The 24,653-nt window shown below is 43.2% G+C and carries 32 protein-coding genes; 8 read left to right on the top strand and 24 right to left on the bottom strand.

Going from position 1 to position 24,653, the window contains the following annotated elements; genetic code table 11:
- Positions 1-66: 66 nt before the first annotated feature.
- Positions 67-447, bottom strand: coding sequence for a hypothetical protein (locus AC3RPL_RS04580; RefSeq protein ID WP_117067850.1), 381 nt, complete (start codon positions 445-447; stop codon positions 67-69).
- A 355-nt stretch (positions 448-802) separates the two neighbouring features.
- Here AC3RPL_RS04580 and AC3RPL_RS04575 point away from each other — a divergent pair, with 355 nt between their 5' ends.
- Positions 803-2,269: a 3'-5' exonuclease gene (locus tag AC3RPL_RS04575; RefSeq protein WP_098992573.1), complete on the top strand. Its 1,467-nt coding sequence runs from the start codon at positions 803-805 to the stop codon at positions 2,267-2,269.
- 43 nt (positions 2,270-2,312) lie between these two features.
- Here AC3RPL_RS04575 and AC3RPL_RS04570 read toward each other — a convergent pair whose 3' ends face one another.
- The 9 genes from AC3RPL_RS04570 to AC3RPL_RS04530 form a co-directional block, all read right to left on the bottom strand.
- The gene (locus tag AC3RPL_RS04570; RefSeq protein WP_490739126.1) at positions 2,313-2,969 is read right to left on the bottom strand and encodes a hypothetical protein; all 657 of its coding nucleotides are present in this window, start codon (positions 2,967-2,969) and stop codon (positions 2,313-2,315) included.
- A gap of 52 nt (positions 2,970-3,021) precedes the next feature.
- Entirely contained in the window at positions 3,022-4,047 is a 1,026-nt protein-coding gene (locus tag AC3RPL_RS04565) for a hypothetical protein (protein ID WP_490739124.1), read from the bottom strand.
- Positions 4,048-4,179: 132 nt separating this feature from the next.
- The gene (locus tag AC3RPL_RS04560; protein ID WP_490739123.1) at positions 4,180-4,368 is read right to left on the bottom strand and encodes a hypothetical protein; all 189 of its coding nucleotides are present in this window, start codon (positions 4,366-4,368) and stop codon (positions 4,180-4,182) included.
- 84 nt (positions 4,369-4,452) lie between these two features.
- Positions 4,453-5,058, bottom strand: coding sequence for a ParB/RepB/Spo0J family partition protein (locus AC3RPL_RS04555; RefSeq protein ID WP_490739122.1), 606 nt, complete (start codon positions 5,056-5,058; stop codon positions 4,453-4,455).
- Between the two features lie 83 nt (positions 5,059-5,141).
- Positions 5,142-6,164 carry a restriction endonuclease gene (locus AC3RPL_RS04550; RefSeq protein WP_490739121.1) on the bottom strand — a complete coding sequence of 341 codons (1,023 nt, stop codon included), beginning with the start codon at positions 6,162-6,164 and terminating at the stop codon, positions 5,142-5,144.
- 66 nt (positions 6,165-6,230) lie between these two features.
- The gene (locus AC3RPL_RS04545; protein ID WP_171879734.1) at positions 6,231-6,629 is read right to left on the bottom strand and encodes a hypothetical protein; all 399 of its coding nucleotides are present in this window, start codon (positions 6,627-6,629) and stop codon (positions 6,231-6,233) included.
- 404 nt (positions 6,630-7,033) lie between these two features.
- Complete coding sequence (locus AC3RPL_RS04540; RefSeq protein ID WP_490739120.1) at positions 7,034-7,684, bottom strand: hypothetical protein; 651 nt, start codon at positions 7,682-7,684, stop codon at positions 7,034-7,036.
- Positions 7,674-8,399 carry a signal peptidase I gene (gene lepB, locus AC3RPL_RS04535; RefSeq protein ID WP_490739119.1) on the bottom strand — a complete coding sequence of 242 codons (726 nt, stop codon included), beginning with the start codon at positions 8,397-8,399 and terminating at the stop codon, positions 7,674-7,676. Before lepB ends, AC3RPL_RS04540 begins: the two co-directional genes overlap by 11 nt.
- Positions 8,396-8,890, bottom strand: coding sequence for a hypothetical protein (locus AC3RPL_RS04530; RefSeq protein ID WP_490739118.1), 495 nt, complete (start codon positions 8,888-8,890; stop codon positions 8,396-8,398). Before AC3RPL_RS04530 ends, lepB begins: the two co-directional genes overlap by 4 nt.
- Before the next feature lie 122 nt (positions 8,891-9,012).
- Here AC3RPL_RS04530 and AC3RPL_RS04525 point away from each other — a divergent pair, with 122 nt between their 5' ends.
- The 3 genes from AC3RPL_RS04525 (at position 9,013) to AC3RPL_RS04515 (ending at position 12,039) form a co-directional block, all read left to right on the top strand.
- Positions 9,013-9,816, top strand: coding sequence for a hypothetical protein (locus AC3RPL_RS04525; RefSeq protein WP_490739117.1), 804 nt, complete (start codon positions 9,013-9,015; stop codon positions 9,814-9,816).
- Positions 9,816-10,931, top strand: coding sequence for a toxic anion resistance protein (locus tag AC3RPL_RS04520; RefSeq protein ID WP_045268381.1), 1,116 nt, complete (start codon positions 9,816-9,818; stop codon positions 10,929-10,931). Before AC3RPL_RS04525 ends, AC3RPL_RS04520 begins: the two co-directional genes overlap by 1 nt.
- Before the next feature lie 61 nt (positions 10,932-10,992).
- On the top strand, positions 10,993-12,039 hold the full coding sequence (locus tag AC3RPL_RS04515) for a hypothetical protein (protein WP_490739116.1): 1,047 nt from the start codon (positions 10,993-10,995) through the stop codon (positions 12,037-12,039).
- Between the two features lie 48 nt (positions 12,040-12,087).
- Here AC3RPL_RS04515 and AC3RPL_RS04510 read toward each other — a convergent pair whose 3' ends face one another.
- From AC3RPL_RS04510 to AC3RPL_RS04490, 5 genes are all read right to left on the bottom strand, one after another.
- A complete protein-coding gene (locus AC3RPL_RS04510; RefSeq protein ID WP_157843854.1) occupies positions 12,088-12,264 on the bottom strand; it encodes a hypothetical protein in 177 nt (58 codons plus the stop codon).
- Positions 12,265-12,411: 147 nt separating this feature from the next.
- On the bottom strand, positions 12,412-12,621 hold the full coding sequence (locus AC3RPL_RS04505) for a hypothetical protein (RefSeq protein WP_045268378.1): 210 nt from the start codon (positions 12,619-12,621) through the stop codon (positions 12,412-12,414).
- 23 nt (positions 12,622-12,644) lie between these two features.
- Positions 12,645-12,905 (bottom strand): hypothetical protein, encoded by a 261-nt coding sequence (locus AC3RPL_RS04500; protein ID WP_490739115.1) that lies wholly within the window; start codon positions 12,903-12,905, stop codon positions 12,645-12,647.
- Positions 12,886-13,344 carry a hypothetical protein gene (locus AC3RPL_RS04495; protein WP_490739114.1) on the bottom strand — a complete coding sequence of 153 codons (459 nt, stop codon included), beginning with the start codon at positions 13,342-13,344 and terminating at the stop codon, positions 12,886-12,888. The genes AC3RPL_RS04500 and AC3RPL_RS04495 overlap by 20 nt, the downstream gene beginning before the upstream one ends.
- Positions 13,345-13,346: 2 nt before the next feature.
- A complete protein-coding gene (locus AC3RPL_RS04490; protein ID WP_107321175.1) occupies positions 13,347-13,775 on the bottom strand; it encodes a hypothetical protein in 429 nt (142 codons plus the stop codon).
- Between the two features lie 212 nt (positions 13,776-13,987).
- Here AC3RPL_RS04490 and AC3RPL_RS04485 point away from each other — a divergent pair, with 212 nt between their 5' ends.
- Complete coding sequence (locus AC3RPL_RS04485) at positions 13,988-14,308, top strand: hypothetical protein (RefSeq protein WP_490739113.1); 321 nt, start codon at positions 13,988-13,990, stop codon at positions 14,306-14,308.
- A gap of 378 nt (positions 14,309-14,686) precedes the next feature.
- Here the strand turns inward: AC3RPL_RS04485 and AC3RPL_RS04480 are convergent, their stop codons facing one another.
- From AC3RPL_RS04480 to AC3RPL_RS04460, 5 genes are read right to left on the bottom strand one after another with little or no spacing between them, the layout of a single operon-like run.
- On the bottom strand, positions 14,687-15,253 hold the full coding sequence (locus tag AC3RPL_RS04480) for a hypothetical protein (protein WP_490739112.1): 567 nt from the start codon (positions 15,251-15,253) through the stop codon (positions 14,687-14,689).
- Between the two features lie 2 nt (positions 15,254-15,255).
- Entirely contained in the window at positions 15,256-15,708 is a 453-nt protein-coding gene (locus tag AC3RPL_RS04475; protein ID WP_490739111.1) for a hypothetical protein, read from the bottom strand.
- Entirely contained in the window at positions 15,708-16,169 is a 462-nt protein-coding gene (locus AC3RPL_RS04470) for a hypothetical protein (protein WP_490739110.1), read from the bottom strand. The genes AC3RPL_RS04475 and AC3RPL_RS04470 overlap by 1 nt, the downstream gene beginning before the upstream one ends.
- A gap of 45 nt (positions 16,170-16,214) precedes the next feature.
- Positions 16,215-19,625, bottom strand: coding sequence for a hypothetical protein (locus AC3RPL_RS04465; protein ID WP_490739109.1), 3,411 nt, complete (start codon positions 19,623-19,625; stop codon positions 16,215-16,217).
- A gap of 37 nt (positions 19,626-19,662) precedes the next feature.
- Positions 19,663-20,178, bottom strand: a complete 516-nt coding sequence (locus AC3RPL_RS04460) for a hypothetical protein (RefSeq protein WP_490739108.1) — start codon at positions 20,176-20,178, stop codon at positions 19,663-19,665.
- A 136-nt stretch (positions 20,179-20,314) separates the two neighbouring features.
- Between AC3RPL_RS04460 and AC3RPL_RS04455 the strand changes: the two genes are divergently transcribed.
- From AC3RPL_RS04455 to AC3RPL_RS04445, 3 genes are all read left to right on the top strand, one after another.
- Positions 20,315-20,683: a DUF7673 family protein gene (locus tag AC3RPL_RS04455; RefSeq protein WP_045268369.1), complete on the top strand. Its 369-nt coding sequence runs from the start codon at positions 20,315-20,317 to the stop codon at positions 20,681-20,683.
- Positions 20,667-21,200, top strand: a complete 534-nt coding sequence (locus AC3RPL_RS04450; RefSeq protein ID WP_490739107.1) for a hypothetical protein — start codon at positions 20,667-20,669, stop codon at positions 21,198-21,200. The genes AC3RPL_RS04455 and AC3RPL_RS04450 overlap by 17 nt, the downstream gene beginning before the upstream one ends.
- A gap of 85 nt (positions 21,201-21,285) precedes the next feature.
- On the top strand, positions 21,286-21,441 hold the full coding sequence (locus tag AC3RPL_RS04445; protein ID WP_490739106.1) for a hypothetical protein: 156 nt from the start codon (positions 21,286-21,288) through the stop codon (positions 21,439-21,441).
- 199 nt (positions 21,442-21,640) lie between these two features.
- Here the strand turns inward: AC3RPL_RS04445 and AC3RPL_RS04440 are convergent, their stop codons facing one another.
- From AC3RPL_RS04440 to AC3RPL_RS04425, 4 genes are all read right to left on the bottom strand, one after another.
- Entirely contained in the window at positions 21,641-22,300 is a 660-nt protein-coding gene (locus tag AC3RPL_RS04440) for a hypothetical protein (RefSeq protein WP_490739105.1), read from the bottom strand.
- Positions 22,301-22,598: 298 nt separating this feature from the next.
- Entirely contained in the window at positions 22,599-22,811 is a 213-nt protein-coding gene (locus AC3RPL_RS04435; protein ID WP_107321184.1) for a hypothetical protein, read from the bottom strand.
- Positions 22,812-23,220: 409 nt separating this feature from the next.
- Positions 23,221-23,991: a hypothetical protein gene (locus tag AC3RPL_RS04430; protein WP_490739104.1), complete on the bottom strand. Its 771-nt coding sequence runs from the start codon at positions 23,989-23,991 to the stop codon at positions 23,221-23,223.
- A 218-nt stretch (positions 23,992-24,209) separates the two neighbouring features.
- Positions 24,210-24,632, bottom strand: coding sequence for an H-NS family histone-like protein (locus AC3RPL_RS04425; RefSeq protein WP_490739103.1), 423 nt, complete (start codon positions 24,630-24,632; stop codon positions 24,210-24,212).
- Between the last annotated feature and the right edge of the window lie 21 nt (positions 24,633-24,653).

Raw genomic sequence — 24,653 nt, 5'->3', positions numbered from 1 at the left:
AAACATTGAACCCCCAATGTCAGTTAGAAGCCCGTGAGCGGGCTTCTGGCGGTGTATGACCGGAAGTTAAAGAACCTGCTCATCTGTGATCTCGCCGATAAGCTCATCAAGAAAGGAGCGCAGTTCTTTCAGTTTATCGCCTGTTCCATCGCGCAGTTCTTCGTAGCTGTCAAGAAACTTATCCAGCTTGCGGGAAGCTTTATTAAGGTCTTTAACCGCTTCTGAGTATTCTTCACGGTTGTGCTCTTCGCCATTAGCTAACTTTTTAGACAACAGGTTGACCTTTTCACTGGCTGACCCAACCTCACTTTTTAGCTGTTTTTCAGTCTCATCCAGATTGAAGGAACCGCGCAGAGATTTAAGCGCGACTTTGGAGAGAGAAGAAAAACGATTCTCCTTTTCTTCGGCTGACAGTTCTGCAAATGGTTTGGTTGCAATTTCGCTCATTTTTTATTTCCTTGCTTGATGAATTTCAAAACATATCGTATGTGTCGAATTCAAATATACAATATTCAGTCTTATTTTTCCGAACAAAAAACAGGGCAATTTGCGGTGTTTTTTGGTGGTGGTTCAGTATAAAAGCGAAAGAGAGAAAGATAGGCGTGTCAAGCACCGCCCCTGAAAACTCGCAAAGCACCACGGACATAGTGGCTAATGAAGTTATTTATCTTTCGGCCTCAAAATGTCTTGTTTTTCAGTCACTGAAATGAGGCATGATGCTGTATAAAATAGACTTGCATTTGAAATAACCAATAAGGCAAATGTATTTTGCCATTTTTTGTTTATAGAAGGAGTGATGTTCATGGCATTAACAGATGAACAACAGCAGATAGCAGACTACACAGGTAGGTTGCTTTGTGGCAAGGCATATGCAGGTTCGGGGAAAACATTCACCCTCATTCAGTTCTCCCTAAAGAATCCAGATAAAAAGATTTTATACATAGTCTTCAACAAGGCGATCAGGGAAGAGGCTGAACGAAAGTTTCCGAAAAACGTTCATTGTGTTACTTCACATGCAATGGCATATGCTAGGTTCAAAGAATACGCAGACAAAACCCGGCAGAACATCAGCATCAAAGAGTATAGGGACATTATGGGGGAAGATAACTGGCAGGTTGTGAAGTTAGCTGTGGCCGGTCTTGGTAACTTTATGAACTCATCAGATCGTGACATCATGATGGAGCATATAAAAAAGAATGTCGAAAATGAAGATAAAATCTCCTCTTCTCGTTTTGAAACAGCACTAAGAGCGGCAAAAAATTTGTGGGAAGGAATGATAGATCGAAACTCGGAAGTTCCCTGTACGGCAAACACTCTTTTAAAACTATTTCAGTTATCCAACCCAGCACTACATACCCTCTACGATACAATTCTGTTCGACGAAGGACAAGATGCCAATCCGGTGACTCTTGATATCGTTATGAATAATTCTTGTCAAAAAATCATCGTTGGGGATGACCATCAGATGATTAACCGATGGCGAGGCGCTGAGAATGCCTTATCTGTAGTTGAAGAGCGCGGTGCTGATGTCCTCCGGTTGACCAAATCATTTCGTTTCGGGCCAATGATAGCCGGACTAGCCAATTTGATACTTAGTATGAAAGGTGAGACTCACCCACTAATAGGATTAGGTGATCTGGACTACGTATGTGAGCCACAGGAAATAGCAGAGAATGGCTTTCATGCTGTTATCAGCAGGACGTTCATGGGCGTTATTCAGTCAGCTCATGAAGCGATTATGATGGGCAAGCGTGTTATGTGGAACGGAGGGATAACAAAGTATAATCTCGATGAATTACTAGACATTTATCATCTTAAAATGATGAGGCTGGATCTCGTTAAAAATAAAAAAATACTCAGTGACTATGGTAACTGGGCAAATTATGTGGACATAGCTGAAAGCACGAAAGACACAAATATGAATCGTGCTATCAGGATAATGGAAGAATACATAGACATTCCCGGCATGATTGCCACCATGCGAAGTAATGAAGCAAAAACCGAAGCTGAGGCAGACCTTGTCGTGACGACAGCGCATACGAGTAAAGGGCTGGAGTGGAATAATGTGATTCTTAATGACGATTTTGCCTCTATCCTTGAAGCTATTGACATGAAAAAGCCAAAGGCAACCATAATTGATGAAATGAATCTCATTTATGTTGCTATTACGAGAGCAAAAGACAGACTAAGCATTAACTCGGTGATTATCGAATTGATAGGTGAATACTACGCACGTCAAGAAAGAGGAGAAAGTATCGTTATTGTATAAATATGAGAGTGGGCGATATGAGTCGCCCTTGATTACTATACCCCTACACTGTTGTACAGCGGAAAGATTGAGGAGAAGCTTTAGCCAGTTGTGGAAAAACCTTCTCTACATTCTTTAAAAGAAGTAGTTTGCTTAGGTTGTTTTTTATCAAAAACTCGTAAAGTAATTTAGAATTCTTTCCTGGTTCATTTAGCGGTAGAGCTGAAAGATAGGCAACCTCTGTCATAGTCAGCCCTTCAACTTCCACCCTGAAACCAAGTAAACGACTGAATACCTCCTTATGAAGACCACGCCGAACAGGATATATTTCATCTGAACTATAATGTCTTGGCAGATCTTTGATGGTCATCGTCAACGGATTTACAGGGGAAAAGTATTCAGCAGATAGCTTAGTTTTAAAAATACATTTATCAGGATGTAAAAAATCTGGCCTGCATGGATCAAATACCCCCTCACTACCGGCATCAATCCATGCATAATTTGAATATCGAACAGAATAACCATCAGGTCGTTCTTCGTCATATGACTCAAAAAAACGCTCTCGTAGAACACCTATTACGGCATCACCATGCAATATACCGTTGTCCACCAGCCCACGGCACACAAGATAGGATGACTTTGGTGTCCAGTCTTTCAGTGACATGTTTATATAAAGCGAGGCTAAATAAGAGTTAATTCCTTCGGTTATTGTGTTGCTCATTCGTTCTCCAGAAAAAAGGCGCATCAAAAAATGCGCCAACAGAAATAGAATTTTATTTTTTTCCAGACTTAGCCGCAGGAAGAGCCTTTGGATCAATGTAGCGAAGACTATCAGTACGTAATTTGGGCTGGTCAACGCCTTGCAGAATCAGAGTGTACGTGCGTTTACCTGCGACAAGAAATAGATCTGTAGCATCGCTCCACTCTGACTTATTAATTGACCGCTTAATGCGTAGAATATCACCCGGCAGTTGGCTTACTTCCCATCCTTTGGGGTCAGAAAGATATGCATTAATTTTTTCATTCTTACCAAGTGGCAGCAGGTAAACTTTGGCTGCGAATGAGCCATAAACATATACAGTATTTTGTGATTGTGAATGGTAGGAAACTTCGCTTGATTGCCCTGTATAGCTTTTCAGGATATCGTCGCTGTTGAGGCCGGAAGACTGCTCTGTATCCTCAACTACTTTCTGAACTGGTTGCAGATGTTGATTTGAACGGGGCTGCTGAATTACAGCAGAGCTACTGTCAGCGCCAATACCAAACTTACCGGCGTCAAATTGTTGTATTTTTGTGCCATTTTGAGAAACTTTTTTGGCTTCATCAGTAGCCTTCACTGTTGGATCATGGATTACTGCATCTGCGATGCCTTTAACATCCTCGGGAGGAAGCTGGCCTGTTGCGTGTTCTTGCACTTTTTCAGCAGACACGATCTCAGTTGTAGGATTTAACGGGGCAGCATTGTCCAGAAGACGATGCTCGGCATCAGTATAGCTATCTGTTTTATCGGCAGCAGCTTTATCGGCAGCGTCTTTTTGATTCGTGGTTTCGTTTTCTCCAACGGATAAACCATCAGAGTTTAACGCAATCACTTCTTCGGTCTTTTCTGCGGGGGTTTTATTTCCACCAAACACAACCGGATATAATGCCCCCACTCCAATGATGGCAACAATTAGAACACCGAGTAATTTCAACTTCGATCTTGGTTTTTTTTCGTCAGCAGTCAAATCATAATTATCTGCTCTGTCCTTTAATTTGTCCTGACCATATTCAGTCCCGGTTCCACGTTTCTCAGTCATAAACTTACCCCTTTCGGATCTTAAATAAATATAAATTACTGAACCAGCTTTGCTAACACTCGGATACCCGTGCTTAGCAATGCACGTAATTCGGTTGCATCATAGTCATCAGAAAAGCTCGCTAGCTGACTTTCAGATAATGCAGCGTCTATAACGCTCCCCCCCCCCGTGGGCATCCTCTGCGGTTGCCCCGAGCACGATTATAGCGTCTATCAATGAGTGGCCGAAATCGTTCGCTTCATCAATGGATATTTTTTTTCCGCGCGTTTTCCTCACTTTTACCGTGACGGTTTCATGTTCAGAACTATCATCATTTTTCATTCCGATAGCTTTCTGTTCAAAATCAGCTTTGCTATTACCAGCCTCTGGAAGAGTGTAAACCTCAACAGCATCCAGCCCTATAATTCATTCAGGATCGTTTTTTTTCTTACGTCCTTTACCCTTGGTCATTGCTTTAATTTTTTTTGCTACTTCCTTTACACGCTCAGTACCTTCGCCGACGATGGTTTTCTGATCTTCTGCATTAAGGCGTGCGATCGCTGTGGCATTGTGAAGGCTAATATCACCAGATTTGACTCGTTCTATTAATTCGACATCAGCATTTTTTTTAAGGCTGGTGGCCTCAACGACCATCCTGCGAGATATGCCGAGTTTTTTTGCAATCGCTTCCTGTGTCTCATACTCTTCCTCGTCAGTATGTTGTCCTTGTTTGAACTCAGCAAGAAAAGCCGCAGCAGCAGCCTTTTGGCTGGGTGTTAACTGCCGTCGATGTAGGTTCATGCTTTGCACAAACCCTACAGGGTTATCACCTTCATATTCCTGAGTCGGGATATCAAGGCCAAGTTCTTTAGCAATTCGATACCGGTTACGGCCATCAATGATCTTACCTTCGAAAAGATAGATAGGTTCAAGAATACCATTTATACGGATATCCTCTTTCAACGTATCATATGCATCTCCGCTAATAAAAGGGAACGCATTAGCGGTATCATGGAAATCATATTCAATCATGAGCGCTGACCTTCATCTGATGTATGTTCACAGAGTAAAACGCCCCGAAGGAGCGCAGTACATGAAACTAAATGTCTGATGGTTTAGATTTCATGAGTGTTTCGGCACTCGGGGTAATTAGAACACCCCCAAAATGTTTTTTTATTAGAAGTTCTCAGTACCATTTTCCCGCCGCATACTGAGCAGGAATTTTCTTCAATTGATACTGCACTATTTATTGTCGCATCAGTTTGTTTTTCAAAGTCAGAATCACCTTTAATGATTTCGATGAGAAGATTTCCGTCAATCAATACAACCTTGCCAGACACCTTATCAGCAAATTCACGAGCCTCTTCGGTAAAAAAACCAGATGTAACAATGAATCCACGGTGCATTCGCTCTGCTTGGACAACACCATAAATCTCACGAACTACTGATACACCAACCCGGTTCACTTTCCAGTGCTTGGCCTGCACCATTTCTTTTCGCCCGTTTTTCTCAAGAGCAACGTCAACCCCACCATCAGCGCCTGTATTGGTTAGTGTTGCTTTATATCCTTTTGACTCGAAAAATTTCCTGAGTATTTTTTCAAATTGATCCCAAGTCATCTGCTCCAAAACACGTTTTGCATCTGTACTATTTCGTATGCGTTTTATCATCTTTCCTGAGATGCCGATTTGCATGTTTTTGACAATTGACCCAATGCCGAATAGGTAAGCAAAATATAAAGCTAGAGAGGAAAAAATGTTTGGCAGTTTGGAATCCATAATTCCACGTAATTTAGTCAACATGGCACTATTGGAAATGTCTTCGCTGGCAGGGAATACATAGCTCATGACGCCATCAGTTACGACACGAGAGTAGGCGGCTGTGTGAATGATGAGTGCTATGGCGATCACTGGAATAGCTATATAGAACTTAAAAAAAACAGTTTTTTGAGGGACGTTGAGAGTCCGCCACTTTTCCTTATTGGCCCACGTACCGACAAGTACGCGGCCAGCAGGAGTGAAGAGTAGGGTGGTTATCAGCATCAAGCAGAGTGTCAGTAACTGAACGCGAACATTGTCTGAGAAAACAATATTCAAAACGATAACCAAACCCGACATTCCGAAGAAACGTTGTCGCATTACCTTCTCTCCTGATACTGGCTTTGCGACAAACTTCTGATTTTTCCTTCCCATATTCACCCTTCATTATTTTTTAAACGGTACTGCGTACCGTTCCCCTGTTCTCTGATAAATCCCTTTGCAGCGGCAGATCACTACATCATAGAATGTGATCAAGACATTCAACCCAGCCACCCCAAACACCACCACCAGAGGTACATCAGGAGCATCTGGATAGATGAATCCGAAGTAGCCAGCCATTACTATGAGGTATACCCCCCATACGTAGTAGAAGTGTTTTCGCGCATTCCACCAGATGACTGTGAACAGGAAAACTATATTCAGCACTGCGTAGATTTTCATGATCCCCGCATGGAGAGGGATATCGCCTCCCAGAACGGGAACCATTGCGTAAATCAAAACCATGCAGGCCAAGTAGCCCAAGTAATAAAAAAGCATACATCCCCCAAGAAATTGTGTGTTCAACCGAATCATTCCCGAGGTTTGATTATATCATGACCTTTTTTGTGCCGAAAAAGCCAAGTTTTTTGACCCCAAAATGTCGTCAAAAAAACATTATGGTGAACATCCAATCTGATTTGGCATCCAGTAGTTGCCATTACTGGTCGTAATGTATCGAAAAATCATTTTGCAGGGAGCATTTCGAACATCTGCATAGATCATTGTGTGATTGCTGTTAGGTATGTAGTCGGCTGAACTGTAGTCGTCGTGAACCATTAATCCTGCGTCTTTCAATACCTGTAATGCAGAAGGGCGCTCTGTCCTCCCCCCATGACCATCAGGATGAGGCACCGCTACAGAGGGCTTCTGAATGACTGCTGGTGAAGAGCAACCACTGATTAGTACAAAGATGAGCAGTAAGGTACGCTTCAAAGCCATTTGACGTCTTCTCCTTTCAACTGAGCATTGTGCGTATTGAATAATGAAATCACTTCGTGAGAAGATATTTTTTCCCAGACATCAGGAACAGCAGGAACGGAATACATTTTGTCTTCTTCGTTTAGTGTTGCGGGGATCGCTGAAACAAGCATCTCTGTGCCATCTGAGTCTATAACGCGCCACACCTGTGAGAACGCTGTTATGTCACTCTTATTAAAGGTATGGTCAATACCCAGAAGGATGCAGGCAGCGTGTTGATACCCTACATGCCTTGGACGGCCATAGACCTCCTGCCTCAGATTTACAGACTCCAATGCTGCTCGCGAAAGATCATCAATCTGACGATATATCTCTGCACCAGCAGGATAATCGCGTCGGAGAGTGAACACTTCATAATCGGACTTAACGTATATTGACTTGTCATATACCGCGTTAAACCCCCGGCCTCTTAATTTCTGACTAAATCGCTCTTGCAGGAAATAATCGGGAGTACAAAAGTCAGGGCCACAGAAAGACTCAAACCCATGTTGGGCGCAGATGTTGAGTAGACTTTTTCGCCATTCCTGATGAGCTTTTATAACCAACGAAAAGGTATGCAGAGCTACTTTGTCTCGTGTAGTAAAGAATACATCAATTACCATTGTTTCGAATAATCCTCAATTCAGCTTCAAGAGGGTCATACATGTCAAAGAGCTTTAAGTTGAATAGCTTTGCAACATAACGTGACTCAATCTGGTCTTTACTTATTAGACCGCGCAAATGTTTTGGTGTACCTTGCGGGTTTTCCCAGTAACGGCCATCCCACGAGTGATCACGGTTATCACCGACCATAAAGTAATAACCATCGGGGATAATCCATTTATCTTTCGATTTGAGGTAAGGAGTGCTTTTATCCACAACAAACTCATAATCTTCACCTGTTCTTTCACGTTGATCTCGAAACACCAGCAACTTCTCCGTTTCAGAAATAACCTGACCAACCGGCACGTCATTCACAGTGAATTCTTTGTTCCGATGATATTCGACCACATCTCCCGGCACACCCATGACCCGCTTGATATACAAAGTCCGAGGAACTGATGGGGCTTTAAAAACAGCTATATCACCCCGTTTAATATCACCAGTGTCTAACAGGCCGCCTACACGAACGCCAACGATGTAATCACCGATGTCAAGATTTGGTTCCATTGATGCGGATGGGACAGTGTAGATCCCGCCGACAAACCGAAGACAAAACAGATAGACGACACAGACGACAATAGCAACGAGTACCCATCGAGAGGGGGTCTTCTTCTGCAAAACATTTTTAGTCATCAACAAGACAAGGAGAACCAATGTAACTGCAATACTGATCATTTAGCATTTTCCTGTTCTTTTAGTTTTCTGGCATAGTGGGTTAGTGCGCTACAAAGGCTCATGTATACGTAAAGCACATAACGCTGGTAGAACTCTCCGACTGGCATTTTAACCGGAACAGGGATTTCCATAGGCTCACTGTCAATCGCTTTAGGTTTGACGAGTAAAAATACGGAAGTAAACCCTGCATCGAAGGTGATGTTCGTTTTGATAAGGCTGTTTATTTCGACTAGGCGAAAATAGAGGGTGTAACTACTGCGAATGTAATAGGCGGTCAACAGTATTGAAAAGGACACACCCACATACCAACGCATGATGCCGACATACGACAGATACAATGTGTATAATGCCAAAAAGTCCATGATCGTAACCATCATTCGATTGTGAGCGACCCGGCCAGAGGCAAACATTATAGGAAAAAAACGAAGCATAAAACCATCCCCACAAAATTGATGTTTTACAGCATACATAGAAGGAACAAAAAACCTCATTTTTTTTCACCTCATTTTGCGGTCAAAAATTAGATTTTTTCTTCGAGTTTTTTTAGGTTATCTATTCGACCCTCCAAAGCACCATGTTAAGATCGTAAAAAATGCAACAGGCAGAGACGAAAATGAATGAAGTTCTGAACGCGAGCTTGTTAAAGAAGCAATTGCCGGAGTATGTCAATGACACTCTCGGTAACGTGAATTTCGGCCCATCGTTAAAAACACAAAGTGATGATGTTGTTATGGTGGGGAGCGTTGCCATCCGCATTGATGATCTAATGAAGCGATGCTCTGATGATGTCGAGGTCAAATTACTGATTGCTGAGCTGGTGGATGCTATCAGCAAAGCCAGCCCACGAAACCTCTATCGGTACAAAAATGCCGGGTTTTTCGGACGGTTATGGAATAGCTTGACGGGAGGGATAGATTCAAAGGTCATCGAATTCAATCTTTACTGTCGCAGAGTAGAGAAACTTGCTAAACATGCGCCAGAACTTCTTGAGCAGGTTAAGGAATCCATTCAGTTGATCAGTGGGCTTAGGGAACTATATCAAAAAGATGTGGATCTGCTTGACCAGTACATAGAGGCCGGCACTGCTTACTTAAATGAGTATAGAAATAGCGATATAACACCTACGAGTTCTCTTGAATATGGCATGAACCGGCTCAAGCGTAAACTGGTTAACCTTAAAGTAACTAAAAGCACGCTGGAAATGCATACCGCTTCGGTGGAAATGTCTCTTCACGCCTCATTGGATAAACTCGAAAGAATGAAAGACTGCGTTAATGGCCTGATACCTATGTGGCAACAACAGGTTCGGATGTTCAGGTCTGGCGCATACGACATCAATACTGATGCAAAAACTGATGAGAAGTTTCGTGCATTAGTCAATAAAATCAACGCGAACACGGGTAAAGGAAAACACTAATGACAACTTCTACTGATCTGTCTCTTGATATCAGCACGATCCAATTTGACCAACAGAAGGCTTTCGGTATTACCGAAGCAAACCGCGATGAAATTCTCCAAGCTGCTTCAACTATTCGTCTCGGTGATGCCATGTCAGTTCATAATTTCGGGCGTCCTAAAGCGGGCGATACTAATTATCTGGATACGCTGCTTGAAGATGTGAAAATTATCGATCAGGGCCAGAGTGGAAAGAAACTTAACGAAGTAGTAGAACTGACCCGCCAGATTAGCGAATCCGTACAACCTTCGCCATTCCAGTTAGCTGTAAGTAAAGTTCCTGTAGTTGGCCCCATTATTTCTCGCCTCACTATTATGCAGCGACGTGCATTGAGCCGTTTTGACTCAGTGAAAGGCCAGATCGATATTCTCACGAACGGTATCGAATCAATTTCTACAGGGTATCTCACTGAAAACGTGAAGCTTGAGGCAATGTACAATGACGTTATCGTTGATGTGCGGCAGCAGGGGATCAATATAGTTGCGTCGGAACTGGCTATCAAAACGATTGAGGCTGAGCTTAAAAAGCGGCAGGAAGAGTTTAAAAAGGACAAATCAAATACGCTGCTGGCCGTGGAAATCAACGGTATTGAATATCAGCTTACGGCACTGAAAAAACGCCGTTCTGACATGATCACCAGTCAGCAAAAATCTTACGATGATCTTACTATGCTGCGGATGATCCAGCAGAACAATCTGACGATGGTCGATAAATTCCGTTCCATTGAAGAAATGACGTTGCCAGCGGCCAAGCGGGGGCATCTGATAGTTGACGCACTTGAGAAACAAAACAGTGGCGTGAAACTGACAGAAGCGATTGATGATACGACTAACGCACTGGCAGTACGTCAGGCTGAGCTGGTGAAAGAAAACTCAATTCGTATTGCCAAGCAATCACATCGTGCTGTCTATGACGTAGAGACGCTGGATCGAGTATCTAAACTGATGAACGAAACCATAACAGAAGTGAAAGCAATACATAAAAGCAGTGCAGACAATCACCTCATGCTGGAGCGTCGAGCGGCCAAGTGGCAGGAAGAACGCCGTCAACGACTGATTGAAGGTATGGAAAAGTAATCGCTACTGTACCGGTCTTCCCGGTATTCCATTATTGCTGTGAAAATTGTGAGTAGCTTATATGCTAAAGAACCGGTTTAAAGATGAAATAGTTGAACCATCAGTGACCGTTAAAAAGATAAAGGGTAAAGCACGTCTACACCTGTGTTTTTGGGTGTTTCTTTTCGTTGTTTCGGGACTGATGTACTGGGCATCATTATTTACTGTTGTTGATTTACCCACATTATCTTCAATCGCACAATCATCACCTATATCACTAGAGCTTACTGTGAAAACACCATCCTCTTCAATCGACGGGGCATTCGACACGGTAACTTCTTCGCTTTTTTCTGGGATTGATAGTTTTTTATCCCCAATGATGAAACTCATGTCTGTCGTTATGTTGATAATTGGTTTCGCCGCCTTTATATTCAACAGGAATGTCATGTTATTAGTTATGTCGATGTCACTGGCTGGAGTGCTAAATTTAGCACCAGTATTGCTTGGAACTGATAGCGAGGAAAATGGCTCATCTGCTTCATCGCCTGTAGCTGAGAAAATTGAGCTTAGCGGCTTTATCAAATCAGGAGATGTGAGAGGTTTTCTTGAAGGAGTTGAAAAATATTCAGAGCGGGGCGGGTTCATACTCAATGAAACTATAAAGAGTAGTAATGCTAATCAGGATGATGCATTAAACCTTTTAGATATATTCTCAACGGATGATGCACAGAAAGTAAGCGTTGGTTTTGCAGAAACAGTGGCTAATGCAATATCAAATGGTGACACTACTTTGCACAACAGTACACAGAATGTTTCGGCCTTGTCCGCCTACGTTCTTTCGTCAGTAGGTCAAGATGATAGTAAATCTGTAATTGATAGCAGAACCGGCTTTGCTATCTTCGAAGCAGCGAAAGAACGGGAAGGATTCCATATGTCCAATCTGTATTCGAATGTGGTCACAGCTAAGGTTACGTCGCAGGCTAAGGTTCGCAATTTCCTGATTAACACCTCGGCGATATTGTTAGCTTTAGGCTTTGTATTCCTCTGGTTGTGGGGAGTTTCATTCAGGAACGTTCACAGGGCAGAAAAAGTGTTTATTGAAGAGGAAAAGTTACGTAACGTCAGGTAGAGAAGAAAAGCCCCGAAAACCGGGGCTTTTTTGTAGGTGATACTGAGGTTACTGCTTGTCAGATTCCTGCTTAGTATCCGACCAGACCTGCGGCTGTTCACGTTCGAGACGACGGCGCTCATCTTCCTCTCTCACTCGCTTGTAACGTGAGTAAAGAAAATGCGCTCCAAACGCAGCAATTGCGAGGCCAATTAATATAAAGTCAGTAGTATCAAGCTGGTGCATATGTCCACCTAAACGGCTATGGAGGTTACTGTCCGGGGCTGATGTTTACGAGGTTCAAATCAGCGGTAAGGACTCGTAAGGCCGAGTATATACGATAACCTGAATCTGGATAAAACATAAAACAGGACATATTTGGGGGTAAAAATATCAAGAGTCGTTTTCAAGAGCTTTGTAAAACAGTTCCTTGAGCATAACTATCGCTTGACCTTTAAGCTTGCGAGCTTTGTTCGTTTCGTACTTATATCGATAAGTTGCTTTAATCTCCCCATCACTGTCGATCAAAGCATACACATAGCCGTTTGTCATGAACTTGCTGAGGTACTCAAGCCTTTTCTGCTTGGCTGATTTTCTGAACATACAAAACCTCTATGCAGTGATGATCATGGAAAAATTATATTGAGATAGCGACGGGTCATAAGATTCAATCGCTCACCTAAAAGATTTATTTTTATTGGTTTTGCACCACCAATAAAAACTATAAATGAGAAAAAAATAACCATCGATATAGGTAAATGACCAAAAGTGGAAGCAATCCAATGCAGAAACAAAAACACGAAAAGAATAAATGAAAATAAAAACACTTTTTCAATAGCATTGCCAAGGCTTTTCTTAAAAAGAAACTCAGTTATTTTTTGATTCATCAGCAATCCCACCAGCAATTTTCTTGTTAATCTCTTTGTTAATATCCGGCATTTTGAAGAAGTAAATGTAGCCAACTATAAGCATGGATATAAAATCAGCCCCAACACTAAAAACACCAGTCGTTATGAGCATTGAAGAGAAATACGCAATGAATTTAAATGGGAAAAGAACTGCTTTGACAATGGCAGTTAGCGAGGAGAAATTTATAAAGGCAGATGAACGGAATAAACGCAATGCACTGTAAATCATCATAGTCAGGAAGTGTTCAAGCGTCACCAGGAACAGCACCAGAAAGGTAAGTAAGGCTAATGATATGAATGTTTTATCTTCAACCCCCCCTCTCCAGACCGGAAGGAAGTAAAGTCGCCCAAAATGATAGATGCCATATGCCGAAGCGCCAGAGATTCCTCCAGTTAATGCTATTAGATATTTATACATAATCACGCATCCATCCCCATGCTCTGTTTGCTTAGCTCCATACATTTCATCATACATTCTTTTATTAAGGGTCTTCTGTTTAAGCTCTTTAAGTAGCTTTCAAACTTAGGTTTAAACCCGCTACTTTCTGCCTCCCTCAAAAAGAATTCAATTTCTTCATCTGCGGCGACTTCATCTTGGTGCTCTACAAAATATTCCATTAGATTGAATGCGATTATTGATTCTTTATTTATAATGACATACAAGTTTATTGTCATTATTGTGAAGTATAAAATCGCTGACAAACCAGAAGCCAAATCTTTGAAGTCTGATTTTGCATAACACACACTTTCAATGAAAAACAAAACAGTGGAAAAAATAGTAATAAGTTTACTGAGTAAGGGATGTTTATAAAAGAAGGTGATCAGCCCGGTAGTTATCTTGCGAAACAATGTTATCTCCAGTGCCTGAGCCGCTTAAAAGTGAAAGTTATCGGTAGTTGTAGCATATGAACAGGGGGTTGTGAATGGCTATCATATGTGACAGTGTCACATTCAAGTGAGGGGATTCATGATCAGCACGCTGTCAAAACTGTTTTTTAGCTGCTTCGTAGCTAGTAAATCAGTGGTAAAATGATTCATAACAAATGTGTTTGGGAGGGGGTATGGCTTTACTTATAAAAACAGACAGAACCATGAAGGTGATTCATGCTGACGATTTAGAAGCCAGTAAAGGCAACAGCGGCGAGTTATCATTGGAGGACATTCATCACTTTATCGGTGGATATATGCAACTTATCCCTCTCTCTCCATCACTCCTACTTCATGGTAAAGAGTATGTTTACCTTCTGTGTGATGAAGATGGCAAAAGGAAACGGTATCCTATAAATCATCTTGCCACCGAATTCCTCTCCGGTTCGCGTATTGCCAGTAATGATTGTGTCGTCGGGGATGTTCTGCTGATTGAACACCACGAAATATCTTAAGCATTTCGGCGGGCAAGTGACCGACAGAATGGCATTACTGCCCGCCCACGGTAGTTCGGGGTGCCCCTCAGAATCTCAACCACTTCGCGTATGCACATATTCTAAGAGTAGTGTATTTTATCCACAGATTCTGGGGGTAAGCTGTGATTAAGAATTTCAAGGCTATGAATATGCTGGGTTTTATTGTTGGTTATTTTTTGACCTGTCATTTTCATTTAGAATGTATCGCCCTGAAAACCCCCTCAGAGAAGTCATGCATCTGAGCCAGATCATGCCGCATTTCCGATGCCTTGCTGTTAAGGATAAGCCAGAGCCGAGGGATGTTTAACAATAAGGGCACTGGAGTCATAGTGCAACGCAAAATGCGCTTTCCCTGTTTTATTGGTCATCACACCTCAGACGCAAGGTATAAATACCGGGGGTAAAATCAAATCCCATGTTAACGAATCTGCCTTTTCCGGTAAGCGGGTCGTACTCACTAACATGCATACCATCGAGTGGACGAAGCTGAGACACGATGAAGTCAACAACACAAGAAGCTGTATTGGGTTGAACTGCGAAATCAACGTTTTGCCATTCAGCCCCAGACAGTTCGTGACTACCATCAGAGACTCCTTCAATCCGTATCCACTCAGGATGGATGAAAGAACCACGCAGAACACTATCAGCATCAAAGGGGCGAGGGCGAATATGATCATTTTCTTTGGGGGTGCGTCCGTAGACTGTACTGAAAAGCTTGATAAGATAATTATCCATATCCAGCAGCGAGCTTTTGATCCACGGTTTGCGTACCAGTAAGTCAGTATGTTTTTCCACCGCTAACATTAGTTCGCGATGTTCGTTAATTCGAGTTAGTAACTCAGGTGAGCTATTAACAACATCACAAAACACGGATTTACTATTCTGTCCTTTGATAGCAGCTATAATTAACTTAATAAATCGCATAATTATTTCTCCATATAATATTTCGATATTTTTTCTGGTATCTGCAATTTACCTGCGAAGCCATTCGTCATCAGGTTGAGTATTCGCATATCAATGTTAGAGACGGGACTTTTTCCTGTCTCGATATATTGATAACCACAATCACCGGCGCTTACTGGGAATATGCCGTGCGGTGCATCAGCAGCCAGATCTGGCCCGGAGAGAATACAAACCCACATTCTTAGCCGATAATCCAAAATGAACCCGTCGATATTGATCCAAAGGTGAGGCACCAAGGTGAAATGCCCGGCCTGTGCAGAAACGCTACCTATGACTCGTTCGTGAGGTATGCCCGCCTTACACAAGGCATTACTCACCATCAGGGTGTGACCATCACATTCAACGGGTGCAGCATCAACACTTATCAACACATCATGCAGGCAGGCAAGGTGTGCGGGTATAGTTAACTCACTCATTATTTTTCATCCGTGTTTTTGATAAGGAGTGTCAGCTTCCTGTTGATACGCTCTCTCGTGGCGGCCTGTTTCACAGTCAATTTCCTTTTGTTTATGGTGTCCACGTAAAAGTGATATTCCCACTGAGTGATTAGTCTCTTTTCCAGAGCAAGTTTTAGAGTCTGAATATTGGCTGACTTACTGTTATCTTTGGACACGCGGTCTACAGCGTTGAATATCGTGTCAGAAGGCAACCCCATGAATCTTTTCACACAACAGTTTCCCACTGAGGCTGTTCTTCGATTAACAGAATTTTTGAGCACGCATACGTTACTTATGGGGGAGTGGCCGCAAAGACAGCTCATTGGTTTTTCTGTTTTATAAATGCGATCAAGTTGCCATTCTTTGCGTGCAGACTCCCACTCATCGGCTTGAGAAAGCCGGGTGATCCGGCTTGTCAGTTGATACTTTGCATCTGCCATTTTATTTCCCATCTCCTCAACGAAAAGATGTTTCTCTAAACCTGACTATGCTCTGACCAGTCTGACCACCCTCGCTGGTGGCATTGCTGCTTCCGGCACATCTTCAAGCTCATCAATTGGTTTGTAGGTGTCGTGGAAATGATTACGCTTTATGTAAGCCTGCGCAGCCGCTCGGTTGTTGAAAGGGAGGCGCTTGACGAGAATGTCTCCACTGACTACACCAGACAAAAGCATATCAGTCGTTACATCGCGTTCACATATATCATACCAATCGTGGAACTTAACCTTGTCGCCTGTTTGCACATAGTGGCACTCAAGTTGTTTTTCATCACTGATTGAGCGGTAACTACGATAATCGTTCAGATAGACCTTCACGAGATCCACCGGACGATAGGTTTCCGGCATCGGGTTATTCAGCAGTTCGTCAATGCATACTTCCCCGGCCTCATTGACAAGCTGAGGTGAAACGTAAAGAGATACTTTTTTCCCGTTCTGTGAGCTGTTTTGGCCCAGCTCGCTCTTATAGAACGTCATGGCATCAGCGAAACGATCTGGTGAAGCGTCAGACCCCAGAACGCGATGAGGATACCTGGCGACATTGAATAAGCGGCCATTGCTGATATTGGCATCACCAGCTACATAGAGGGAAAAGGTTGTCGGTTTTGTTGCGCCATCTACGAGTTTTCGTGAATAGTCTTCTTTGTAGCTTTCGCTATACCAACGGATGTAAGCCTTCCTTACTGCCTCGCGAGATTGCTCATCGGGTGCCAGTTTATACAGGAGCTGTTCAGGGTTGGTCACACACACACACAGAAAATCCTGCTCGTCGTCCCTCACGCGGTATCCAAATGGTATCAGTAGATGGGGGGTTACCACCGTAGAACTCTTCATCGTCAGAGCATCATAGGCATCGCACCATTCTCTAAAAATCGGCGCAAAGACTTCTCTGCTCATTGTCCCGGAGAACATTTTCAGAATGTCGCTGCACTTTTCAATTCGTTCGAAAATTCGTTGTTTCGCATTGAAAGAAGAAAAGACGGACTTTTTACCTGTCCATGCTTGGGCCTCATCCCACTGATGGATCGTGGTTTCAGCAGCCAGTGACTCGGGAAGAATGGCCCACGTTCGACTTGTTTCACGGACTTTACGCTTACCACGGACTAAATTGATACGATGAACCCAGACATGCTTTTCTACACGCATATCGCGTTCATGTTCCAGTGATTCCGCATATACGGCTAATTTACCCGAAGCATTAACAACGATTCTGAGCGGCTTATATCCCAGATCAGTAACGAATTTAGCCACATCGTCAATCTCGTTATCGGCGTTGCCTGCGAGCATGTACATCTGGTTCAGCAGAGACTGCCATGATTTTTTATTAAGCAGAGCATCTCGAAGTGGAGCGCCGCGCTGTGCCGCACGCCATGCGATAACAGCTTGCTTAACCAGAGAAGGGCGCTCGTCAGGCATACCAATATTGCCTTTATCCAGTGCGTCGGCCATACGTTCACGAATTTCTTGTTCTTCTTCACGTTCGGCGCGAATGAACTTGATTGCCATTTTGAAAAAACGGATATAGAAAAGATGGTCGCCCCGATATTTCCTGTTGAACACATACCATTCGAGATCGTCTGGCTCAATAGCATCAAGACAAAGATATGGAAGCTGCTTATCAGAGTCGTCATAGCTGCCACGGCTCGCGGTTAAATCGACTTTGCAGTTGAACCAAGAATCGGAATATTCACGTTTAACCGGGACATCAACACAAATCGACTGGGCTTTACGATAGGCAATCGAGAGGCTGATATCCTCTGCGGGACGCGCAGTATAGTAGAACGAACGATAACTCCTCTGATATTCTTCTTTACATGCCCCCGGCGCAGTTAAAGGGGTCATCAGCGAATACCAGTTGCAAAGCATACGTGACCCAGAGCGCATATACGCGTTCGCTTCCCGAATGTACTGGCTCAGGCTCGGACGTTCATCATTCGCCGCTAACAGGCCCGAACCATCATCATCGTGTAGGAAACGGCAATAGTCCTCCTGAAACTGCATTGAAACGAAATTCATTGACGCTGGTTCGTCATAGAAATCGCCAAACAGTTTTTCGCGATGGTCAAGGCCACAAATTAGCAGCAGAAAACGCTTGTAATGAAGTGCGCGAAGCTCGAACCCTTTGAGGCGGTCGGTATAGGCAATGTCATCGAACTTAATCTGAGAGCCATCCAATCCACGGAAGTGAGACTCGGTTTCATCCTGAGACGGGAACAAACGGGCAGATCCAAGGTGACTTTCGACTGAGGAAAATACCTGATAAATATTTTCACCATCACGAACCATGAGGAAGACTTTGCGGTTTTGACGGTTCATGTGTTCATTAGCCCACGGATCTGCGTAGTTGAGATCGTGGTTAGTCATTGCCATGACCAGCACGCAGCGTTGCGAAGGGAATATCTGTTCCACCAGCTCGGGATGCTCGTTCAGCGCTTTAAAAAACATTTCAGTGGAACGGAAATCAAACCATTCATCGAGATCTGCCCAGACGGCAAGTTCTTCTTCAACAATGAGTTTTCGTTGAACGAATGTAAGAGGTATGTCGCGTGCTGCCGACTCACCTTTTTTTACTGGTACTATCTCTACGCCTTCACCCGTATACAGAAAAATCGATTGGATGCCTGATTGAAGTTTATCAACGTACTCACGGACATCCTCCGTCTTTGCCAGCGCAGCAGCGGGCATTTCGTTGAAGTAGGGCATTAATTTCTTGAGAGTGCTACCAATCTGGTTTCTTTTCGACTCCAGCCATTTTGACTGAATTTCGGCAATGCGATGCTCACGTTTTGCGGCCAGTTTCATCGCATTGACAGTTTGCGGAGTCATCCCCTTAGCCAGCGCGTTCTGCACAGTACCCGTAACCATTGGCACCGTTTCATCATACAGGGCAGGAGGTAGCGCCTCCGCGGCTTCACTCCCGCTATTCTTACGCTCCCGCTCTTCATCCAGCTTAAGCTGTTCTTCAACGATGGATCTCATCAGCGCAGGATTAGTCATGCCATCGTTCATTTCCTGCTGTATCTGGGCGACTTCTGCGTGTACAGCAGCAACTTCACGCTCGCGTATCTGCTGGTGGTCAGGCTCGAATTCGAACCGATCCAAAAAATCATTAACCAGAAAGCGATGCTCTTCCATTTTTTTATGTGTACGCTGCTTCTTACCGTTCTGATCGATATATTCGATGTTTACATACTCGCCGTAATGCCGAGGGTGAGAGCGAAGGATTACCGTGTGCGGGTAGTTCTCTACCCAACGAATAGACATCAACAGAAGCACGTCACCGGCACGTATGGCCTCTTCGTCAATATTTTGCTTTGACTTCCAGAACTCCCCGGACTGGAGGGACTGAAAGCGAGCGATACGTTCCACGCTATCTTCGTTACGAACGATGTCATTCATCACTTATCCTCATGCACCATAATTTTGACTAAAGCCATTATCGCTCATCTGAGTGGGGGGCCGAAGCCATCTGCTGCAAGACGTTGTAAACCGTATTTTGTGCGTCCTGACTCATGTGGGAGATCCGTTGAGGTGAAAGGGCGCGGACAACCCGGAACAATGCAGCTTTTCTTTCAGGTGACGCGCATAGTGACTCAGCAAGATATGTTTCAGTAATCAGTAGTTCCTTGCGCGTCCGGCGAATAAGATCAGGGATAACAAGCCACTCTATAACCCGATGCGGCCACCCCGGCCTGAGTGTTTCAACTAACTTTAAAGCGATGTTATGAGTAATAGCGTCCCGGATGCGGTGATCGTCTGGTGACAGGGTAGAAAGGTTTATCATTTTATCCGGGACGTCATACAGGTATGCCGTGTCCAGCGGAGATGCGAGTAGCTTGATTTTTTTCCCGTCGATATCCTCTGTGGCATTCTTGTCGAACGGAGGGTATTCAGCGTCCGGGTTAAACGGCTCTGGTCTCATAGTCGGCGGGGAGGGGGGCGTTCTGACCATATCGACTCCTTGTTTTATGGATGAAAAATAAAATACATTCAAAGGAGATCATATCATGAAGAGTTGTGGCTTAACGCTTCGGCCTGCCAGTTCGGCATGTATAATGGGATAAATACACTTTTGAAAGGTGGTTGTGATGAGTTCAGAATCTTTTAGAGAAGCAATGCTGGCGCTCGAAGAGCGCAGAGAACAACGCCCTCAGATAGTCAGTGAAGGCACAACGGCACTGAAAAGGCTGGTGGAGGCTGCGCAGGGTGACAGCGGCCAATCTCGGGTAATTGCATCATTCTTGTTGTCTTTGTACAACAGCTATCGTTTCAGATTTAATCTGGTTGAACTACGAAGCCTTGACTTTGGCCTTTTTGATGATTGCATTGCTGTTTTGAAAATGGATTATCAGCCCGAAGTTGATGTGCATGAACGTATCGAAAATGGTTCTGCAATATGGGAGTCGTTGGCTTCCCAATGGAAAAATAACGAGACTGAAAATGACAAATCAAATTGACAAAGAAATCAGCAAATACAATCTTTCTGCTTTTGGATGGCAGCTTGGGGAATTTAACCACTCAACACCATTTAATTCACATGTCATCTATCTGCGGGATTTTCGCTCTAAGCACCAGCAATTATTCACTGTGGCTCAAAAAGACTTTTATGAGTTAAAGCTAAAGGATGATTTGCCAAAAGACGAATGTGTGAACTTTATTGCGCAGATCATTAAAAAGCTAGCGAAGAAGAAGAAACTAAACGAGGTTGAAAGACAGGCCATTGTCCCCATTATGGTTCACTACATAAAAAGCACTCGTGTATTCGCTCAGTGGCGTTCACAGGCATCACCTGACACTCGTCTGCATATGGTAATGAACATTTATCACGATGGAACGACAAATGCGAACGCAGTTCGCCTGCGTCCATTCATAGTCATGCCTGATGCCGTCATGCTGACTGCTATGGAATTTCTGGATTGCACTTCACGAGTTTATAACACAGATAAAAAAACTCATCCAGAGTGGTTTAAATAATGAATATTTTGGGGGAATAACATCATGACTGTAGAGGTTGTGCTTTATCCCTGCCAGCATTGCGCCGGGGAAGGGACGTGTAAAAATGGGAGTAATGGGAAGTCGTGCGTTATTTGCGCAAAAAGGGCTGCATATAATAAAGACATTCCAAGATACTATGGCATTAAAAGAAAAAAACATTTTGAGTCATTTACTGGGTTGGTTTGTTGTTGTTGTAACGGTGTTGGTAGAACAGACGTGATGACAGCAAGAATGAACAACAGAATATCCACTACGTTGGCAGTAGTGTTACCAATAGCTTTGTTAATTTCTACATGCCTGTCATCTATTCACCTTTTCTTTAATGAACAGCTATTTTCGACCTTATCAACATTAACATGTTCAGTTATCGGGACTGTAACTGGTTATTACTTTTCGACAAAGAAATAAGATAACTCATCTTAGTTATGTATTCTCCCAAAAATCAGCGACTCTGCATGTTTTATGTTCAGAGTCGTCATATTGGATTTTAACTTCTTCATCATTCCACTATTTCCATATGTCACAAATGGTTTTAACTGGCCGTCGTATGATGACGTGGTAGTGATAGTAACCTTCTTCTCTGGGTCTGAAAGGTGGCATAAACCTCTCGCGAGATCATTCTCAATAGCGTTCAGGTAGATCGGGGATGCGGCAACCACAAACGCATCATGCGTATGTAAGCGCATCAGTTCTTCAAGTGAAGATATCCGGCCCGGAAGTATAGGGTTAGTCGTCAGCAGGTTCCAGAGGTCAGCGCTTTTTTTTCGAACCTGAGTAAAACTGGCCTCATAAGGTATAGATGGATCGGAGCTGTGGCGTAGCCCCAGCCCAGCAGAGACAATCCACAAGCAGATGTTATCATGCGTTTCAGCGATTCTTTTGGCCGTATCCCAATGTTGCCCACGATAAAGATGTAGGGTTTCCTTCGTATCATTTCCCTGAATGTAACGTTTGAGCAAACAACGTTTCCACTGCTGGAAAGCTATGTTTATGTCCTGATGGTCGTAAGGGAATATCGTATCGCCAATCGAGCCATTTTTACTTTTTGAGCATGTAGTTACAAGATGGATGATAGACATATGTTAATCCATTTTTGATGGTGTCCCGGCGTTGCCGGAAGATACGATTGTTATTTCATTTCTGCGAAACATAACTGCTGTTGCGATACGAAATATGAAAGAAACCAGAGTTAGCAAGACTCACAAAGCGAGAGGGTGGAGTCCGTCTAAAACACTGTATGTATGAACATATTGAATTTAACATAACAATGATTATACGCACTAAGTCGTTGATTTTTAAGGTTGTTCTGGTGCGTGTTTTTTTGCTGCTGTCTGGCTATATAGAAATGTCCAAGCCCGGCCAGCGTATTCATGTTTATCAGTTAGTCGAGGATTTGGTTTGCAGCAACGCAAACTCTTCCCGGTATTCTTCGTTGCAATCGGCCAGCAAACTCAGCGCAGCGTAGAAATGTTTGGTTCCCAACGCCGACTCGTATAATGCAGAACAAAGAAAATTAAATTTCGTGTCTTTACCGGCAGATTCCGGTATCGAAACATGGAGATCTATTATCTTTTTCTCTTTTATATTCATGGAAAACCCTAATGAGTTGTTGGTATGCGGGTGTAATTATTATGGATAAAAAGAAATACCTAAACGTTTAACCCCAGAGAAACATCATTATAATGCACACAGTCATCCCAACTAACGTGAAAACGTTTAGCCATAAAGAAACAATGCTCTTGTTTATGATAAGTTTGGTAATTTCGGGGGACTCATCTTCATACTTGCCAGCGTAATGCGCTTCCTGTATTTTTTTTGTTACCACATAGGTCGCATAATGTCTGACTGACTGCCATATCAAAAGCAGATAAAAAAGAACAACACCAGAAATGATGAAATACTTGTACCCGTTTAACAAGTCAAAAACAGACACAATTTGATCGTCTAACATTGTAATTCCTCGCATTTTCTTGAATTGTAACATACTCCAGATCTCTAGTTAAGATCTCGGCATTCTAAGCTTGCACGCATCCAGAATCGGCTTGTGCAAAGGATGGTTTAGAGGTACTGAATCATATGTATAGTCCAGTAAGTAAAAACGGTTATCATAGTGAATCAAGTGATACGCTTCTTCTTTCCCCTCATGGGTAACGATGAATCTGTAGAACAACTCATCGCCGCTCTTGTTTCGTTTGGAGCCTTTGTACACTGCTCGTATACCGTTAAGGGGTGATTGCTCCACCAGCGACTCATACCATGCAGGTTCACTATATTGATACCATTGCTCATAAGCTGCGGCCATCTCGTTAGCGTCCATTGCCGGTGGGTTTTGTTGACGTACTTTTAAAGGGTACTGAGGCCAGAAAAGCCAAGTGGAGAAGTCATTTTTGGTGCTTAAAACTGCTTGGATCGTGTCTGGTTCAATTTGTTTCTGACGGTTAGCGATAGTTGAATAAATTCCTGTAAGATCAAATTGAGCAATGTAAGTGTTCGTATGTGATCGAGACATTTCAGATAATTGTACAGCCCTTCCTGCACCAAAAAAAATGACACCTAACCTAAACCCCCTCTTCGACGTCCAGCTCAAATCTACTCGTTGATTCATCAGGGTATCGTTTCTGACAAAGTTACTGCTTTCTTTGGCGTTAACCTTTTCCGGTGTAAAGTCATTTTTATTTACAAACAGATCGCAGCCTGTCATTAGCATGTCTATGGCCGTATCAACGATGATTCCAATACCAATCTCGTCAGCACTACCCAAGCCAGTCATACCATTCTCCCCGTTGAACACATCCTATAAAGTTAATGGATAGGAAAACCGATTGATAGTTTTTTAAGCGACAAAAACGAGGATAAAAATACTTTGATGGATCAAAGCCGGGTAGCAGGATTTTATGATCTCAGAGGCAGTGTTTGTGATGCGTGTGGTTAAATTAATTACAATGTAATACTGAAAAAAAAGCCGCCTTTTGCTAGGCGGCTCATTGATTATTCTTTTGGAGGTTCGATGAGGAAATCTTCCAGAGTTTTACCAGCATCTAATCCTGCCTTAATCCCTACTGGCGTTCTTCCCTGCCCTGACCACGTTTTTTCCACACCTGATTCATCGGTGTATTTGTATTTTGGTGGACGAGTTTGACGCACTGCCTTTTGCTTACGGGGCTTAGTAGAACCGCCTTCTTCGAGCAATTCATACGGGTCAACTCCTTGTTCTGCAAGGAGCGCACGAAGTTTTTGCACTTTCTCCTTATGCTCGCGATTGGCCTCTTCTACTGCTTTTTCTTCTTCCCTGCGTTCGCCTGCAATGACGATTAATTTTTCGACAATCTCTTCAATAAATTCAGGTGATAGCTCTCGCGCCTGAGCGCGAAGGGTACGGATATTATTTAAAGTCTTTAATGAATCGCTCATTTATACCTCATAATTTAAAGT

Source organism: Erwinia papayae (assembly GCF_058241465.1).
The sequence above is the reverse complement of the archived record's forward strand: the minus strand, read 5'-3'. Positions and strand labels throughout refer to the sequence as shown.

Bases quoted from the DNA above. Each gene is read 5' to 3' on its own strand.
- AC3RPL_RS04580 (WP_117067850.1), bottom strand. From the start codon at position 447: ATGAGCGAAATTGCAACCAAACCATTTGCAGAACTGTCAGCCGAAGAA.
- AC3RPL_RS04575 (WP_098992573.1), top strand. From the start codon at position 803: ATGGCATTAACAGATGAACAACAGCAGATAGCAGACTACACAGGTAGG.
- AC3RPL_RS04570 (WP_490739126.1), bottom strand. From the start codon at position 2,969: ATGAGCAACACAATAACCGAAGGAATTAACTCTTATTTAGCCTCGCTT.
- AC3RPL_RS04565 (WP_490739124.1), bottom strand. From the start codon at position 4,047: ATGACTGAGAAACGTGGAACCGGGACTGAATATGGTCAGGACAAATTA.
- AC3RPL_RS04560 (WP_490739123.1), bottom strand. From the start codon at position 4,368: ATGAAAAATGATGATAGTTCTGAACATGAAACCGTCACGGTAAAAGTG.
- AC3RPL_RS04555 (WP_490739122.1), bottom strand. From the start codon at position 5,058: ATGATTGAATATGATTTCCATGATACCGCTAATGCGTTCCCTTTTATT.
- AC3RPL_RS04550 (WP_490739121.1), bottom strand. From the start codon at position 6,164: ATGCGACAACGTTTCTTCGGAATGTCGGGTTTGGTTATCGTTTTGAAT.
- AC3RPL_RS04540 (WP_490739120.1), bottom strand. From the start codon at position 7,684: ATGGTAATTGATGTATTCTTTACTACACGAGACAAAGTAGCTCTGCAT.
- lepB (WP_490739119.1), bottom strand. From the start codon at position 8,399: ATGATCAGTATTGCAGTTACATTGGTTCTCCTTGTCTTGTTGATGACT.
- AC3RPL_RS04530 (WP_490739118.1), bottom strand. From the start codon at position 8,890: ATGAGGTTTTTTGTTCCTTCTATGTATGCTGTAAAACATCAATTTTGT.
- AC3RPL_RS04525 (WP_490739117.1), top strand. From the start codon at position 9,013: ATGAATGAAGTTCTGAACGCGAGCTTGTTAAAGAAGCAATTGCCGGAG.
- AC3RPL_RS04520 (WP_045268381.1), top strand. From the start codon at position 9,816: ATGACAACTTCTACTGATCTGTCTCTTGATATCAGCACGATCCAATTT.
- AC3RPL_RS04515 (WP_490739116.1), top strand. From the start codon at position 10,993: ATGCTAAAGAACCGGTTTAAAGATGAAATAGTTGAACCATCAGTGACC.
- AC3RPL_RS04510 (WP_157843854.1), bottom strand. From the start codon at position 12,264: ATGCACCAGCTTGATACTACTGACTTTATATTAATTGGCCTCGCAATT.
- AC3RPL_RS04505 (WP_045268378.1), bottom strand. From the start codon at position 12,621: ATGTTCAGAAAATCAGCCAAGCAGAAAAGGCTTGAGTACCTCAGCAAG.
- AC3RPL_RS04500 (WP_490739115.1), bottom strand. From the start codon at position 12,905: ATGAATCAAAAAATAACTGAGTTTCTTTTTAAGAAAAGCCTTGGCAAT.
- AC3RPL_RS04495 (WP_490739114.1), bottom strand. From the start codon at position 13,344: ATGTATAAATATCTAATAGCATTAACTGGAGGAATCTCTGGCGCTTCG.
- AC3RPL_RS04485 (WP_490739113.1), top strand. From the start codon at position 13,988: ATGGCTTTACTTATAAAAACAGACAGAACCATGAAGGTGATTCATGCT.
- AC3RPL_RS04480 (WP_490739112.1), bottom strand. From the start codon at position 15,253: ATGCGATTTATTAAGTTAATTATAGCTGCTATCAAAGGACAGAATAGT.
- AC3RPL_RS04475 (WP_490739111.1), bottom strand. From the start codon at position 15,708: ATGAGTGAGTTAACTATACCCGCACACCTTGCCTGCCTGCATGATGTG.
- AC3RPL_RS04470 (WP_490739110.1), bottom strand. From the start codon at position 16,169: ATGGCAGATGCAAAGTATCAACTGACAAGCCGGATCACCCGGCTTTCT.
- AC3RPL_RS04465 (WP_490739109.1), bottom strand. From the start codon at position 19,625: ATGAATGACATCGTTCGTAACGAAGATAGCGTGGAACGTATCGCTCGC.
- AC3RPL_RS04460 (WP_490739108.1), bottom strand. From the start codon at position 20,178: ATGGTCAGAACGCCCCCCTCCCCGCCGACTATGAGACCAGAGCCGTTT.
- AC3RPL_RS04455 (WP_045268369.1), top strand. From the start codon at position 20,315: ATGAGTTCAGAATCTTTTAGAGAAGCAATGCTGGCGCTCGAAGAGCGC.
- AC3RPL_RS04450 (WP_490739107.1), top strand. From the start codon at position 20,667: ATGACAAATCAAATTGACAAAGAAATCAGCAAATACAATCTTTCTGCT.
- AC3RPL_RS04445 (WP_490739106.1), top strand. From the start codon at position 21,286: ATGGGAGTAATGGGAAGTCGTGCGTTATTTGCGCAAAAAGGGCTGCAT.
- AC3RPL_RS04440 (WP_490739105.1), bottom strand. From the start codon at position 22,300: ATGTCTATCATCCATCTTGTAACTACATGCTCAAAAAGTAAAAATGGC.
- AC3RPL_RS04435 (WP_107321184.1), bottom strand. From the start codon at position 22,811: ATGAATATAAAAGAGAAAAAGATAATAGATCTCCATGTTTCGATACCG.
- AC3RPL_RS04430 (WP_490739104.1), bottom strand. From the start codon at position 23,991: ATGACTGGCTTGGGTAGTGCTGACGAGATTGGTATTGGAATCATCGTT.
- AC3RPL_RS04425 (WP_490739103.1), bottom strand. From the start codon at position 24,632: ATGAGCGATTCATTAAAGACTTTAAATAATATCCGTACCCTTCGCGCT.